The organism is Streptomyces sp. NPDC127108 (genome assembly GCF_042677545.1).
Taxonomy (GTDB): Bacteria; Actinomycetota; Actinomycetes; order Streptomycetales; family Streptomycetaceae; genus Streptomyces.
In genome coordinates this window covers 45,552-59,799 of the sequence record NZ_JBHXTE010000057.1, presented here as the reverse complement: position 1 = coordinate 59,799, position 14,248 = coordinate 45,552, and the positions used below count along the sequence as shown (strand labels likewise).

Annotated in this window: 16 protein-coding genes; 7 read left to right on the top strand and 9 right to left on the bottom strand. The window is 71.6% G+C overall.

Annotation, left to right across the window (positions count from 1 at the left end; translation table 11 throughout):
• The first annotated feature begins 194 nt into the window (after positions 1–194).
• Positions 195–1,451 carry a phosphoserine phosphatase SerB gene (gene serB, locus ACFVHO_RS35435; protein WP_385724047.1) on the top strand — a complete coding sequence of 419 codons (1,257 nt, stop codon included), beginning with the start codon at positions 195–197 and terminating at the stop codon, positions 1,449–1,451.
• Between the two features lie 182 nt (positions 1,452–1,633).
• Here the strand turns inward: serB and ACFVHO_RS35430 are convergent, their stop codons facing one another.
• The 4 genes from ACFVHO_RS35430 to ACFVHO_RS35415 form a co-directional block, all read right to left on the bottom strand.
• Positions 1,634–2,152, bottom strand: coding sequence for a SixA phosphatase family protein (locus ACFVHO_RS35430; RefSeq protein WP_385724044.1), 519 nt, complete (start codon positions 2,150–2,152; stop codon positions 1,634–1,636).
• A gap of 117 nt (positions 2,153–2,269) precedes the next feature.
• Positions 2,270–2,491, bottom strand: a complete 222-nt coding sequence (locus tag ACFVHO_RS35425; RefSeq protein WP_385724041.1) for a hypothetical protein — start codon at positions 2,489–2,491, stop codon at positions 2,270–2,272.
• A gap of 189 nt (positions 2,492–2,680) precedes the next feature.
• A complete protein-coding gene (locus ACFVHO_RS35420) occupies positions 2,681–2,797 on the bottom strand; it encodes an SGM_5486 family transporter-associated protein (protein WP_268255577.1) in 117 nt (38 codons plus the stop codon).
• Positions 2,798–2,840: 43 nt separating this feature from the next.
• Positions 2,841–4,253, bottom strand: a complete 1,413-nt coding sequence (locus ACFVHO_RS35415) for a CynX/NimT family MFS transporter (protein ID WP_385724038.1) — start codon at positions 4,251–4,253, stop codon at positions 2,841–2,843.
• Positions 4,254–4,374: 121 nt separating this feature from the next.
• Between ACFVHO_RS35415 and ACFVHO_RS35410 the strand changes: the two genes are divergently transcribed.
• The gene (locus ACFVHO_RS35410; protein WP_385724035.1) at positions 4,375–5,061 is read left to right on the top strand and encodes a FadR/GntR family transcriptional regulator; all 687 of its coding nucleotides are present in this window, start codon (positions 4,375–4,377) and stop codon (positions 5,059–5,061) included.
• A gap of 45 nt (positions 5,062–5,106) precedes the next feature.
• On the opposite strand, the gene ACFVHO_RS35405 is transcribed toward ACFVHO_RS35410, so the two are convergent.
• From ACFVHO_RS35405 to fabG, 3 genes are all read right to left on the bottom strand, one after another.
• On the bottom strand, positions 5,107–5,487 hold the full coding sequence (locus ACFVHO_RS35405; protein ID WP_385724033.1) for a hypothetical protein: 381 nt from the start codon (positions 5,485–5,487) through the stop codon (positions 5,107–5,109).
• Between the two features lie 140 nt (positions 5,488–5,627).
• Positions 5,628–6,404, bottom strand: coding sequence for an enoyl-ACP reductase FabI (gene fabI, locus ACFVHO_RS35400; protein WP_385724030.1), 777 nt, complete (start codon positions 6,402–6,404; stop codon positions 5,628–5,630).
• A 5-nt stretch (positions 6,405–6,409) separates the two neighbouring features.
• Positions 6,410–7,129 carry a 3-oxoacyl-[acyl-carrier-protein] reductase gene (fabG, locus tag ACFVHO_RS35395; RefSeq protein WP_385724028.1) on the bottom strand — a complete coding sequence of 240 codons (720 nt, stop codon included), beginning with the start codon at positions 7,127–7,129 and terminating at the stop codon, positions 6,410–6,412.
• 232 nt (positions 7,130–7,361) lie between these two features.
• Between fabG and ACFVHO_RS35390 the strand changes: the two genes are divergently transcribed.
• From ACFVHO_RS35390 to tyrS, 3 genes are all read left to right on the top strand, one after another.
• Positions 7,362–8,885, top strand: a complete 1,524-nt coding sequence (locus tag ACFVHO_RS35390) for a TldD/PmbA family protein (protein ID WP_385724025.1) — start codon at positions 7,362–7,364, stop codon at positions 8,883–8,885.
• On the top strand, positions 8,882–10,273 hold the full coding sequence (locus ACFVHO_RS35385; RefSeq protein ID WP_385724022.1) for a metallopeptidase TldD-related protein: 1,392 nt from the start codon (positions 8,882–8,884) through the stop codon (positions 10,271–10,273). The genes ACFVHO_RS35390 and ACFVHO_RS35385 overlap by 4 nt, the downstream gene beginning before the upstream one ends.
• A gap of 99 nt (positions 10,274–10,372) precedes the next feature.
• Complete coding sequence (gene tyrS / locus ACFVHO_RS35380; RefSeq protein ID WP_385724019.1) at positions 10,373–11,638, top strand: tyrosine--tRNA ligase; 1,266 nt, start codon at positions 10,373–10,375, stop codon at positions 11,636–11,638.
• A 108-nt stretch (positions 11,639–11,746) separates the two neighbouring features.
• Here tyrS and ACFVHO_RS35375 read toward each other — a convergent pair whose 3' ends face one another.
• On the bottom strand, positions 11,747–12,022 hold the full coding sequence (locus tag ACFVHO_RS35375) for a GlsB/YeaQ/YmgE family stress response membrane protein (protein ID WP_385724017.1): 276 nt from the start codon (positions 12,020–12,022) through the stop codon (positions 11,747–11,749).
• Between the two features lie 214 nt (positions 12,023–12,236).
• Between ACFVHO_RS35375 and ACFVHO_RS35370 the strand changes: the two genes are divergently transcribed.
• Both ACFVHO_RS35370 and ACFVHO_RS35365 read left to right on the top strand, forming a co-directional pair.
• Complete coding sequence (locus ACFVHO_RS35370) at positions 12,237–12,626, top strand: DUF3099 domain-containing protein (RefSeq protein WP_385724014.1); 390 nt, start codon at positions 12,237–12,239, stop codon at positions 12,624–12,626.
• A 178-nt stretch (positions 12,627–12,804) separates the two neighbouring features.
• The gene (locus tag ACFVHO_RS35365) at positions 12,805–13,029 is read left to right on the top strand and encodes a hypothetical protein (RefSeq protein WP_385724011.1); all 225 of its coding nucleotides are present in this window, start codon (positions 12,805–12,807) and stop codon (positions 13,027–13,029) included.
• A gap of 8 nt (positions 13,030–13,037) precedes the next feature.
• Here ACFVHO_RS35365 and moaA read toward each other — a convergent pair whose 3' ends face one another.
• Entirely contained in the window at positions 13,038–14,054 is a 1,017-nt protein-coding gene (moaA, locus tag ACFVHO_RS35360) for a GTP 3',8-cyclase MoaA (protein ID WP_385724007.1), read from the bottom strand.
• Positions 14,055–14,248 lie beyond the last annotated feature (194 nt).

The window sequence follows — 14,248 nt, the reverse complement described above, 5'->3', positions numbered from 1 at the left end:
CAGCCGCCCCGCCGCCCCGCCGCCCCGCCGCCCCGCCGCCCCGCCGCCCCGCCGCCCCGCCGCCCGCAGGTGAACGAACGCCGGCCCGCCCAAGTCCCCCAGGCAAAGGGACCGCCAGCGTCCGGCGTACCCCCGTCCGAGGACCGGACAGCCCCACCACCAGGCCGACCCGGCCAGCTACCGTGGGGATCACCATGAGTGCCTCGACGCCCACGCCGACCTCCGGCGAGCCCACCGCAGCAGGTCCCGGCGCAACCGCCGACCTTCCCACCCTTCTGGTCAAGATCTTCGGCAAGGACCGCCCAGGCATCACCGCCGGACTCTTCGACACCCTCGCCGCGTACTCCGTCGATGTCGTCGACATCGAGCAGGTCGTGACCCGTGGCCGGATAGTGCTGTGCGCCCTGGTCACCGCCCCGCCGCCCGGTATGGAGGGCGACCTGCGGGCCACCGTCCACAGCTGGGCGGAGTCCGTGAAGCTCCAGGCCGAGATCATCTCGGGCCACGGCGACAACCGCCCGCGCGGCCTCGGCCGCTCCCTGGTGACGGTCCTCGGCCACCCCCTGACCGCGGAGTCGACGGCCGCGATCGCCGCCTGCATCACGGGGACGGGCGGCAACATCGACCGTGTCTTCCGGCTCGCCAAGTACCCGGTCACGGCAGTGGAGTTCGCCGTCTCCGGCACGGAGACCGAGCCGCTGCGCACCGCCCTCGCGACGGAGGCGCACGCCCTCGGCGTGGACATCGCGGTCGTGGCCGCGGGCCTGCACCGCCGTGCCCAGCGCCTGGTCGTGATGGACGTCGACTCGACCCTCATCCAGGACGAGGTGATCGAGCTCTTCGCCGCGCACGCGGGCTGCGAGGAGGAGGTCGCCGCCGTGACCACGGCGGCCATGCGCGGCGAGCTGGACTTCGAGGAGTCGCTGCACGCCCGGGTCGCCCTGCTCAAGGACCTGGACGTGTCCGCCGTGGACAAGGTCAGGTCCGAGGTCCGCCTGACCCCCGGCGCCCGTACGCTCATCCGCACCCTGAAGCGCCTCGGCTATCAGGTCGGCGTCGTCTCGGGCGGCTTCACCCAGGTCACCGACGACCTGAAGGAACGTCTCGGCCTGGACTTCGCGCACGCCAACACCCTGGAGATCGTCGACGGCAGGCTCACCGGCAAGGTGACCGGCGAGATCGTCGACCGCGCGGGCAAGGCCCGGCTGCTGCGCCGCTTCGCCGCCGAGGCGGGCGTGCCGCTGGAGCAGACCGTGGCGATCGGCGACGGCGCCAACGACCTGGACATGCTCAACGCCGCCGGTCTCGGCGTCGCCTTCAACGCCAAGCCGATGGTCCGCGAGGCTGCCCACACCGCGGTGAACGTCCCCTTCCTCGACACCGTCCTGTATCTCCTGGGCATCACCCGCGAAGAGGTCGAGGCCGCGGACATGCACCTGGACCAGGACTGAGCGGACCCGGCACACCCAGCGCAACACCAAGCACACCCAACGCGTCAGGGGCCTTGCGCGGCCCCGCGCGCCCATGTCAGAGCCGACGGGCCCGGCGTCCCTCGACGCCGGGCCCTTCTCATGGGTCGAACATGGCCGGATCAGGCCGGATCAGATCGGATCAGGCCCGCGTGGGGATGTCGCTACTCCGACGGCGCCCAGTAGTCCACCAGCGTCGCCGTCCCCGGCTCAAGGCCCTTCCACGATCCGGTGTACGTCAGGACGGCGAACGCCGACGTCGGGAAGCCGCGGCGGTTCATCCGCGTCTGGGCGTCGCCCTCGGCGTCGCCGCTGAGGACGTCGGCGAGGCCGTGGACGCCGGGGTTGTGGCCGATCAGGATCAGGTCCCGGACGTCGTCCGGGGTTTCGTTGAGCACGGCGATCAGCTCGCCGGGGGACGCTTCGTAGACCCGGTCCTCGTACACCGTCCGGGGGCGCTGCGAGAGCTCCTGGACGGCGAGCTTCCAGGTCTCGCGGGTCCTGGCGGCGGTCGAGCAGAGGGCGAGGTCGAAGGCGATGCCGCTCTCGGCCAGTCTGCGGCCGGCCACGGGGGCGTCCCTGCGGCCGCGGTCGGCGAGTGGGCGCTCGTGGTCGGACACCTGGGGCCAGTCGGCCTTCGCATGCCGGAAGAGGACAATCCTGCGGGGATCTGCGACGCTCATGCGTCCCAGCTTCGCATGAAACACGCCAGCGGGCGCAGGGAGTTGGCGGGCTCCGTCAGCACGGGTGACAGGGCTTTCACGGGGTGACCTACGAGGTCAGGGGTGGTGTGCAAGGCGTCACGCCGCGAGGTTCAGCAGGTCCCGCAGGCGCTCCAGGATGTCCGTGACCGCGGGCTGGCTGCTCGCCGCGTGGGCGTCGGCCGGGTTCAGTATCAGCAGGAGCAGGGCCGCGAAGGCGATCGCGGGGAGGGCGATGGCCCACCAGGGCAGCTGGATCTCGATGCCGGCCGGCTTCGCCTGGTCCGCCGGGTCGCGCCGAGTGTGCGAACGGGCCGACATGCCGCCTCCATGGTCTTCGAGTGCTCCGTGCCGCGTCTTCGCGGCCACATCTCGAAGGTACGGAGTCCGGCGCCCTCAACCCATCCGGTGATCCACCCAGTTAACCCTGACACTGGCCCCCTAGGGGATGGTGGTGCTAGCCCCACCATCCGGCGACGCGGGGGCCCCGCGCCGCCTGCTGAGGGATCGTCAGGGGGAGGCCACCGACGCGACGATTCCGATGATCACGGTGATGGCCAGCATCGCGCCGAGCACGAGGAGCAGCTTCTTCTGGCCGTTCTGGGGGTTCGGGTCGAGCACTGGCATGGAGCAAGTCTCGCACCTCGCGGGCGGACCCCGGCCCCCGGGGTCAGGCTGCCGCCCGCGCGGCCGCCGCCCGCCGCGCCACCTCGTCCTCGATGGTGCGGTCGCGGCCCGCGAGGACGCCGACGACGACCTGCGGCACCATCAGGGCCGCCATGAGCGCGATCGGCAGGCCCCAGCCGCCGCTGTGCTGGTAGAGGACGCCGACGAGCAGCGGTCCCGGGATCGAGATCAGATAGCCGGTGCTCTGCGCGAAGGCGGACAGCTTGGCCACGCCCGCGCTGCTCCTGGCCCGCATGCCGACCATCGTGAGGGCCAGCGGGAAGGCGCAGTTGGAGATGCCGCACAGCAGCGCCCAGGCCCAGGCGCCGCCCGCCGGGGCGAAGTACAGGCCCGCGTACCCGGCGAGCCCGCAGGTGCCGAGGGCGACGACCACGGGACCCTGGTGGGACAGCCGCGTCGCCACGCGCGGGATGACGAAGGCGAGGGGCACGCCCATGGCCATCGTGACGGCGAGCAGCACCCCGGCCTCACCGGCGGGCACGCCCGCGTCCCGGAAGATCTGCGGCAGCCAGCCCATCGTGATGTACGCGGCAGTGGCCTGGAGGCCGAAGAAGCAGGCGAGCGCCCAGGCGGTGCGGCTGTGGGTGATGCGCAGGCCCTCGTCCTGGCTCCGCACGGCCGCGGGCACCCGCTCGGAACCTGCGGCGTCGGTGTCTCGGTCACGCACCAGCGGGATCCACGGCACGATGGCCACGACCGCGACCGCGGCCCAGATGGCGAGGCCCGCGCGCCAGCTGCCGCCGAGCGCGTCGGTCACCGGCACCGTGACGGCGGCGGCGAGCGAGGTGCCGAGCGCGAGAGCCATCGAGTACAGGCCGGTCATCGAGCCGACGCGGTCCGGGAACCAGCGCTTGACGATCACCGGCATCAGGACGTTGCTGACGGCGATGCCCATCAGCGCGAGCGCGCTCGCGGCCAGGAAGCCGACGGTGCCGCCCAGGAAGGGACGTATCAACAGGCCCGTGGCGATGGCCACCATGCCGCCGCAGACCACCGCGCCCGCGCCGAAGCGCCGGGCGAAGCGCGGTGCCAGGCTGCCGAAGGCGGCGAAGCACAGCGGCGGCACGGAGGTGAGGAGACCGGCGAGGGTGCCGCTCATGCCGAGCCCGTCGCGCACCTCTTCGAGGAGGGCGCCGAGGCTGGTGATGGCGGGCCGCAGGTTGAGGGCCGCGAGGACGATGCCGACGATGACGAGGCGCGTCGTCCACGCGCGCGTGGGTGACGGTTTCCCGGTGGCCGTCGCGGCCCGCGCGGGTCCGGCCCCGCCGGTCACGTCGGTGCTGCCGGTGCTGCCGGTGCCACTGGTGCGTCCGGTGGGCACCTCCGGCGCCGTCGTCGCCGTACCTGTCGCCATACCCGTCGCCGGACTCGTCGTCTTCGCTTCCTCACTCGCCATGGGAGCCATCATAGAATCATGGGATGATTGGCTGTCCAATCCGTTTCACGATGCAAGCACCACCGGGCACCCGCCCGACACCGTCCGGCCTCCCGTCCGACCGCTCGCCCGAAGGAACGTCATGCCCCTGACCACGCCTCGCCGCTCGGCACTCTCCGAGCAGGTCATCGCCGAGCTGCGCAACCAGATCTCGTCCGGCGAGTGGCCGGTGGGCTCCCGCATCCCCACCGAGCCCGAGCTGGTCGAGCAGCTGGGCGTGGCCCGGAACACGGTGCGGGAGGCGGTCCGCGCCCTCGCCCACAACGGCCTGCTCGACATCCGCCAGGGCTCGGGCACCTATGTGGTCGCGACCAGCGAGCTGGCGGGCGTGATGCAGCGCAGGTTCGCCGACGCGAGCCCCCGGCACATCGCGGAGCTGCGCGCCACGCTGGAGTCGAGCGCGGCGAAGCTGGCCGCCGAGCGGCGCACCGAGCGCGATCTGCGGCAGCTGGACACGCTGCTCGCCCGCCGCGAGGAGGCCTGGGCCTCGGGCGACGCCGAGGCGTTCGTGACGGCCGACTCGACGCTGCACCTGGCGGTGGTGGCCGCGTCGCACAACGACGTCATGACGGCCATGTACGCGGACCTGGGCGAGGTGCTGCGGGACTGGCTGCGCGAGGACATCGGCCGGGAGCTGACCCCGGAGGCCTACATGGACCACGGGCGGCTGGTCGAGGCGATCCGGGCGGGGAACGCGGAGGCCGCCGCGGCGGAGGCGGCGAGCTATCCCTATCTGTGCCGCCCGGAGCGCTTCGCGGCCGACGCCTGACGCCCGCCCGCTCCGGCGCTCCCCGACCTCACCGTCTCCCCGGCCTCACCGCTGGTGGCTGACCCACACCGAGCGGATCTCCTTCCAGCACCGCCCGGTGAGCCGCACCGTCCCCGCCGGTCCGGCGGCGACCGGAGCGCTGTCGCTGTCGACGTCCCACCACCGGTCGCACTCGATGTGCAGGCGGACCCGGTCCGTCTCGGGGTAGGGGTTGTGGCAGTACGCGACGGCCGTCGACCCCTGGACGCTGCTGCGGCACTCCGCCCCGAACGGCCGGTCCGCACGGGCCGGCCGTGCCGCCCCGCCCCTGTCGCCGCCGTCGGCCGCGCGGGTCACCGCTCCCTGGGCCCCGTGGGACGCGGCGTCGGAGGGCAGGGCGACCAGCAGGGCGAGGGCGGCGAGCACCGCACCAGGTGACCAGCGCACACTTCAGGGTGCGCGGTCCGGGCCGGGGCCCGCCCGGTCAGGCGGCCGAACGGGCGACGCCCCGCCTCCCGCGCACTGCGGGAAGCGGGGCGTCGGCCACGTACGGGACGAACGTACACAGACGTACGTCGAGGACCTGCTCAGGCACCCATCATGTGGACGCCGCCGTCGACGTGCACGACCTCGCCCGTCGTCTTCGGGAAGAAGTCCGACAGGAGGCCGACGACGCCGCGGCCCGCGGGCTCCGGGTCGGTGAGGTCCCAGCCGATGGGGGCGCGGTGGTTCCACACGTCCGCGAGCTCCTCGAAGCCCGGGATGGACTTGGCGGCCATCGACTTGATCGGGCCGGCCGAGACCATGTTCACGCGGACGTTGCGGCCGCCGAGGTCACGCGCCAGGTAGCGCCCGGTGGACTCCAGGGCGGCCTTGGCGACGCCCATCCAGTCGTACTTCGGCCAGGCGATGGAGCCGTCGAAGGTGATGCCGACGACCGAGCCGCCGCCGCGCTTCTCCATCAGCGGGAGCAGCGCCATGGTGAGCGACTTCAGGGAGTACGCCGAGACCTGGAGGGCCGTCGAGACGTCCGCCCAGTCGGCCTCCAGGAAGTTGAAGGCGCCCTGCGGGCCGAAGGCGATCGAGTGGACGACGCCGTCGATGCCCTCGTCGTCGCCGAAGTGCTCGTTGACCTTCGCGGCCAGCGAGTCCAGGTGCTCCTGGTCGGTCACGTCCATCTCGATGACCGTGGTGGGCTTGGGCAGCCGCTTGGCGATGCGCTCCACGAGCGTGACCCGGCCGAAGCCGGTGAGGACGACCTCGGCGCCCTGCTCCTGCGCGACCTTGGCCGCGTGGAAGGCGATGGAGCCCTCGGTGAGGACGCCCGTGACGAGGATGCGCTTGCCGTCGAGAATTCCGCTCATGGTGATCAGTGACCCATGCCCAATCCGCCGTCAACCGGGATGACGGCTCCAGTGATGTACGAGGCGTCGTCCGACGCGAGGAACTTCACCGTCGCGGCGATCTCCTCGGGCTTGGCGTAACGGCCGAGCGGCACCTGCGCCACGATGTTCGCGCGCTGCTCGTCCGTCAGCACCTGGGTCATGTCCGTATCGACAAAACCGGGCGCGACGACGTTGAAGGTGAGGTTGCGCGACCCGAGCTCCCGGGCGAGGGAGCGCGCGAAGCCGACCAGACCCGCCTTGGAGGCGGCGTAGTTCGCCTGCCCGGGGCCTCCGTAGAGACCCACCACCGAGGAGATGAGGACGACGCGGCCCTTCCTGGCGCGCAGCATGCCGCGGTTGGCCCGCTTCACGACGCGGAAGGTGCCGGTGAGGTTGGTGTCGAGGACGGACGTGAAGTCCTCCTCGGACATGCGCATCAGGAGCTGGTCCTTGGTGATGCCCGCGTTGGCGACCAGGACCTCGACGGCTCCGTGCTTCTCCTCGATCTCCTTGTAGGCCTGCTCCACCATCTCGGTGTCGGTGATGTCGCACTTGACGGCGAGGACGCCGGCCGCGGTGAGGTCCTTGGGCGGCTCACCCGAGCGGTAGGTGATCGCGACCTTGTCGCCGGCGTCGGCGAACGCGCGGGCGATGGCGAGGCCGATGCCCCGGTTTCCTCCAGTGACGAGAACCGAGCGGCTCAACGGATCACCCTTTCCTTGGCTGTGTGGTCTTCCGAAAACCTATCGGTACCGTGCGCGATACGGAGAATCGGCGACCGACAGTGGCGCAGATGAGTCGCTGTTGGATCCCTACAGAAAAGTGTGGCCACCGTCCGGTTCGCACGCCATGATCGGACGTGGCCGGTGCCGGGAGGCGGCCGTGACCGTGTCGGGGCGAGCAGGCCCACCACAGGCGACAGCAGGGAGACATTCCGTGCCTCATTCCATCGATGAAGCCTTCACGGCGTTGCCGTTGCGGGCGCTCGCCGACGCGGCGCTCGCCCGCGCGCGTGCCCTTGGCGCCGAGCACGCGGACTTCCGGCTCGAGCGGGTGCGCAGCGCGTCCTGGCGGCTGCGGGACGCCAAGCCGGCCGGGTCGTCCGACACCACGGACCTGGGATACGCGGTGCGGGTGGTGCACGACGGGGCCTGGGGGTTCGCCTCGGGGGTCGACCTGACGATGGACGCGGCGGCCCGGGTCGCCTCGCAGGCCGTCGCGATGGCGAAGCTGTCGGCGCAGGTGATCAAGGCCGCGGGGTCGGACGAGAGGGTGCAGCTCGCGGACGAGCCGGTGCACGCGGACCGGACCTGGGTGTCCGCGTACGAGATCGACCCCTTCTCCGTGCCGGACGAGGAGAAGACGGGGCTGCTCGCGGAGTGGAGCGCGCGGCTGCTCGGCGCCGACGGCGTCGCGCACGCGGACGCCTCGCTGCTCACCGTGCACGAGAACAAGTTCTACGCGGACACGGCGGGCACGGTGACCACCCAGCAGCGGGTGCGCCTGCATCCGCAACTGACCGCCGTCGCCGTCGACGATTCCAGCGGCGAGTTCGACTCGATGCGCACCATCGCCCCGCCGGTCGGCCGCGGCTGGGAGTACCTCATCGGGAACACCTGGGACTGGGAGGGGGAACTCTCCCGGATCCCGGAGCAATTGGCGGAGAAGATGCGAGCACCGAGCGTCGAGGCGGGCCGGTACGACCTCGTCGTCGACCCCTCGAACCTGTGGCTGACGATCCACGAGTCCATCGGCCACGCCACGGAGCTGGACCGCGCGCTCGGCTACGAGGCGGCGTACGCGGGCACGTCGTTCGCGACCTTCGACCAGCTCGGCAAGCTGGCGTACGGCTCGTCCCTGATGAACGTGACGGGTGACCGCACGGCCGAGCACGGGCTCGCGACCATCGGGTACGACGACGAGGGCGTGGCCGCGCAGTCCTGGGACCTGGTCAAGGACGGCACCCTCGTCGGCTATCAGCTGGACCGGCGGATCGCGCGGCTCACCGGCTTCGAGCGGTCCAACGGCTGCGCCTACGCCGACTCCCCCGGGCACGTCCCGGTGCAGCGCATGGCGAACGTCTCGCTGCGGCCGGACCCCGGCGGGCTGTCCACGGAGGACCTGATCAGCGGGGTCGACCGGGGCATCTACGTGGTCGGCGACCGCTCCTGGTCCATCGACATGCAGCGCTACAACTTCCAGTTCACCGGCCAGCGCTTCTACAAGATCGAGAACGGGCGGCTCACGGGCCAGCTGCGCGATGTCGCCTACCAGGCGACGACCACCGACTTCTGGGGCTCGATGACGGCGATCGGTGGCCCGCAGACGTACGTCCTCGGCGGCGCCTTCAACTGCGGCAAGGCCCAGCCGGGCCAGGTCGCCGCCGTGTCGCACGGCTGCCCCTCCGCCCTCTTCTCGGGCGTCAACATCCTCAACACCACGCAGGAGGCCGGGCGATGAGCCGCACCACCAAGCCGCACGAGATCGTCGAGCGTGCCCTGGAGCTGTCCACCGCCGACGGCTGTGTGGTGATCGCCGACGAGGAGTCGACGGCGAACCTGCGCTGGGCGGGCAACGCGCTCACCACCAACGGCGTGACCCGCGGCCGCACCCTCACCGTGATCGCCACGGTCGACGGCAAGGAGGGCACCGCCTCCGGTGTCGTCTCGCGGTCCGCGGTGACCGCCGCCGACCTGGAGCCGCTGGTGCGGGCCGCCGAGGCCGCGGCGCGCACGGGCGGGCCCGCGGAGGACGCGCAGCCGCTGGTGGCCGGCGCCCCGGCGTCGCCGGACTTCACGGACGCGCCCGCCGAGACGTCCTCGGTGGTCTTCGCGGACTTCGCGCCCGCGCTCGGCGAGGCGTTCGCCCGCGCCCGGGCGGGCGGCCGCGAGCTGTACGGCTTCGCCAACCACGAGCTGACCTCCACCTACCTCGGTACGTCGACGGGGCTGCGGCTGCGCCACGACCAGCCGAGCGGCACCCTGGAGCTGAACGCGAAGTCCCCGGACCGCACCCGCTCGGCGTGGGCGGGCCGGGCCACCCGTGACTTCAAGGACGTCGACCCGGGCGCCCTGGACGAGGAGCTCGCGCGCCGCCTGGCCTGGGCCGAGCGCCGGGTGGAGCTGCCCGCCGGGCGGTACGAGACGCTGCTCCCGCCGACCGCCGTCGCGGACCTGCTGATCTACCAGCTGTGGTCGTCGGCGGGACGGGACGCCGCGGAGGGCCGCACGGTGTTCTCCAAGCCGGGCGGCGGCACCCGGGTCGGCGAGCGGATCTCGGAGCTGCCGCTGACGCTGCGCAGCGACCCGAACGAGCCGGGCCTGGAGTCGGCGCCGTTCGTCCTCGCGCACGCCTCCGGCGACGACGCGTCGGTGTTCGACAACGGACTGCCGCTGCGGCCCACCGAGTGGCTGCGCGCGGGCGAGCTGGCGCAGCTCACGACGACCCGGCACAGCGCGGCGCTGACGGGCCTGCCGGTGGCCCCGGTGATCGACAACCTGATCCTCGACGGCGGCTCGGACCGCTCCCTCGACGACATGGTCGCGGCCACCGAGCGCGGTCTGCTCCTGACCTGCCTGTGGTACATCCGCGAGGTGGACCCGGCGACGCTGCTGCTCACCGGCCTGACCCGGGACGGCGTCTACCTGGTGGAGAACGGCGAGGTGGTCGGCGAGGTGAACAACTTCCGCTTCAACGAGTCGCCGGTGGACCTGCTGTCGCGGGCCAGTGAGGCGGGCCGTACGGAGAAGACGCTGCCGCGCGAGTGGGGCGACTGGTTCACCCGAGCCGCGGCGCCCGCGCTGCGGGTCCCCGATTTCAATATGAGTTCCGTCAGCCAGGGCGTATAACCTCGGAGACTGCACCCGAGGTACGCCGGGGTGCACGCGCCTCGGACACCGCACCCCCGAGGCGCGCGGTCGAAGCACACCCAAGGAGACACGAGACCCGTGACGGACATCGTCGACGAGCTGAAGTGGCGGGGGCTGTTCTCGCAGTCCACCGACGAAGAAGCACTGCGCAAGGCGCTCGCGGACGGTCCCGTCACGTTCTATTGCGGCTTCGACCCGACGGCGGCGAGCCTGCACGTCGGGCATCTGGTGCAGGTCCTGACCGTGCGCCGCCTGCAGCAGGCGGGCCACCGCCCGCTCGCCCTGGTGGGCGGCGCCACGGGCCAGATCGGCGACCCGCGGCCGACCGCGGAGCGCACCCTGAACGACCCGGAGACGGTCGCGAACTGGGTGTCCCGGCTGCGCTCGCAGATCGAGCCGTTCCTGTCCTTCGAGGGCGAGAACGCCGCGGTCATGGTCAACAACCTGGACTGGACCGCGGGGATGTCCGCGATCGAGTTCCTGCGGGACATCGGCAAGCACTTCCGTGTGAACAAGATGCTCACCAAGGACTCGGTCGCCCGCCGCCTGGAGTCCCAGGAGGGCATCAGCTACACGGAGTTCAGCTACCAGCTGCTCCAGGGCATGGACTTCCTTGAGCTCTACCGCCGCCACGGCTGCACCCTCCAGCAGGGCGGCAGCGACCAGTGGGGCAACCTCACGGCGGGCATCGACCTGATCCACCGCCTGGAGCCGGACGCGACCGTGCACGCGCTCGCGACGCCCCTGATGACCAAGTCCGACGGCACCAAGTTCGGCAAGACCGAGGGCGGCGCGGTCTGGCTCGACCCGGAGATGACGACGCCGTACGCGTTCTACCAGTTCTGGCTGAACGTGGACGACCGGGACATCTCGCCGTACCTGCGCATCCTCAGCTTCCGCTCGCGCGAGGAGCTGGAGGAGCTGGAGCGGCAGACCGCGGAGCGGCCGCAGGCGCGTGCCGCGCAGCGCGCGCTCGCCGAGGAGCTGACCACGCTGGTGCACGGCGCCGACCAGTGCGCGGCCGTGATCGCCGCGTCGAAGGCGCTGTTCGGGCAGGGCGATCTCGTCGACCTCGACGAGGCGACGCTCGCGGCGGCGCTGTCCGAGCTGCCGCACATCAAGGTCGCCGAGCTGGGCCCGGTCGTGGACCTGTTCGCGGAGGTCGGCCTGGTGGCGAGCAAGTCGGCCGCGCGCCGCACGGTCAAGGAGGGCGGCGCGTACGTGAACAACGCGAAGGTCGCCGCCGAGGACGCCGTCGCGGACCGCGCGGACCTGCTGCACGGGCGCTGGCTGGTGCTGCGGCGCGGCAAGAAGAACCTGGCGGCGGTCGAGGTCATGGGCTGACCGTCAGGCACAACAGCTGACCGTCAGGCACAGCAAGGGAGAGGGGCCGGTCCGCACGGACCGGCCCCTCGTCCTGTCTCCCCGCCGCGGCGTTCGCCCATGTGCCGCCTAGGTCGTCTGTCTGCCGCCCTTGATCATCTTGTACGCGGCGTCGCCGAGACCCACCACCACGAGCGCGGCGGCCAGCTGGAGGGCGTGGCGCCCCCAGTCGATGCCCTTGGTCTCGTCGATGCCGAACCCGGCGGCCATCCAGTTGCCGAGTACGGCGCCGATGATGCCGAAGATGGTCGTCAGCCAGAGCGGACTGTGCTGCTTGCCCGGCAAGATCGCCTTGGCGATGAGACCAAGGACGAATCCCACGATGATCGCCCACAACCAGCCCATAACTGCCTCCTCAGACGGCTCGACATGAGCATTACGCTCAGTGTCGGCCCATCCGCCATACGGCGCATGTCGGGCAGCTCCATACGTGGCGCGACGCAGCCCCCACCAGGAGCCGAGCCGCCCCCCGGTCTACGCGTCGGCGCAGCCGCGGCGTAACGTGGTGGAGCGTCCAGGCCGGGGAGAGCCTGGCATGACGGGCAGGCGGTGGAACGTGATGCGGAAGCAGAGCAGCGCCCAGGTCTTCCGGATCACAGGGGCCCGGCAGGGCCTCGCGGATGACATCCGGGGCCGGCAGCGACGGTACGTGATCTCGATGTCGGTCCGTACTGTTTCAGTCATTGCCGCCGCGGCGCTCTGGAACGTCGAGCGCCACGTCGCTCTGGTCGCGCTGGTACTCGGAGTGCTGCTTCCGTACGTCGCCGTGGTGATCGCCAACGCCGGCCGGGAGAACGCTCCGTCGCTGCCGTCAACCTTCGTACCGGCACCGTCACGGCCGATGCTGCCGCCGACGGCGACCCGCGAACGGGCCGCGGAACCCGTCCCGGAAGATGTGACCGGGGTCACGCGCGAGGACGCGAAGGCGCGGTCGGGCGAACAGAGTTGATGGTCGACCTTACGCCAAGCTCAAGAAATGCTCAGATCAATCATGTAGTTCCAGTGCCAGGCGGCCGGTTCCCCGTGACATACTTCGTACGCGCTCCGCATCCCCCGTCGGAGCGACAGACCGACGCCGGGCAGCTCCCCCCGTGGCTGCTCGGCGTCGCCTTGTTTGGGATGAGTACGTGAGCGACGAAACACCGATCTGTTCCGCCAAGGGCTGCCGCGTCGCCGCGGTCTGGGTGCTCGCCTGGAACAACCCGAAGATCCACACTCCGGAGCGTCGCAAGACCTGGCTCGCGTGCGACGAACACCGTGAGCACCTGTCCCAATTCCTGGGCGTGCGGGGCTTCTTGAAGGACGTCGTGCCGTTCGCCGAGTGGGAGCAGCCGGAGGGCTCCACCGGCTGACCCGGCGCCTAGCCGCCGATCGCGGACATCGGCCGGTCGGGCTGGAGGAACGACGGGTCGTCGAGGCCGGAGCCCGCCTTCTTGCCCCACATCGCGAGCCGCCAGATGCGGGCGATCTCCTCGTCCGCACCCTCGTCGGGGCCTTCGGCGCCCTCGGGTGCCGCCCGTAGCGCCGCCCGCAGGTCGGTCTCCTCGCTGGCGAACAGGCAGGTGCGCACCTGGCCGTCGGCCGTGAGCCGGGTGCGGTCGCAGGCGGAGCAGAACGGGCGGGTGACGGAGGCGATCACGCCGACGCGGTGCGGGCCGCCGTCGACGACCCAGCGCTCGGCCGGGGCGGAGCCGCGCTTCTCGGAGCCCTCCTCCGTGAGGGTGAAGCGGGTGCGCAGCGAGGTCAGGATGTCACCGGCCGTGATCATGCCGTCGCGCTTCCAGCCGTGCTGGGCGTCCAGGGGCATCTGCTCGATGAAGCGCAGTTCGTAGTCGTTCTCGACGGCCCAGGCCAGGAGGTCGGGGGCCTCGTCGTCGTTCAGGCCCGGCATCAGGACGGAGTTGACCTTGACCGGGGTCAGGCCCGCCTCGCGGGCGGCTTCGAGTCCTTCGAGGACGTCGCGGTGGCGGTCACGGCGGGTGAGGGTCTTGAAGACGTCGGGGCGCAGGGTGTCCAGGGAGACGTTGACCCGGTCGAGGCCCGCTTCCTTCAGGGCCTTGGCGGTGCGCTTGAGGCCGATGCCGTTCGTCGTGAGGGACATCCTGGGGCGCGGCTCCAGGGCGGCGCAGCGCTCGACGATGCCGACGAGGCCGGGGCGGAGCAGGGGCTCGCCGCCGGTGAAGCGGACTTCCTCGATGCCGAGGCGCGTGACGGCTATGCGGATGAGGCGGACGATCTCGTCGTCCGTGAGCAGGTCCGGCTTGGCCAGCCACTGCAGGCCCTCTTCCGGCATGCAGTACGTGCACCGCAGATTGCAGCGGTCGGTCAGCGAAACCCGCAGATCGGTGGCCACTCGGCCATACGTGTCAATGAGCACGTGGGCCCCCTCCCCGGTCCGGATCGGCAGTACGGCGTCGTGACGCCCTTTGGCTATGAGCCTACGTGACGGTACTGACATCGAAGGGGGGCATGATCCAACAGGAGCGGCGCGGCCGCGTCGTAGGGATCTACGACGATCTCGACGGCGCGGCCGCGCCGGGACGCCCCGGGGCCGGGTCCGCACGAGGCGGA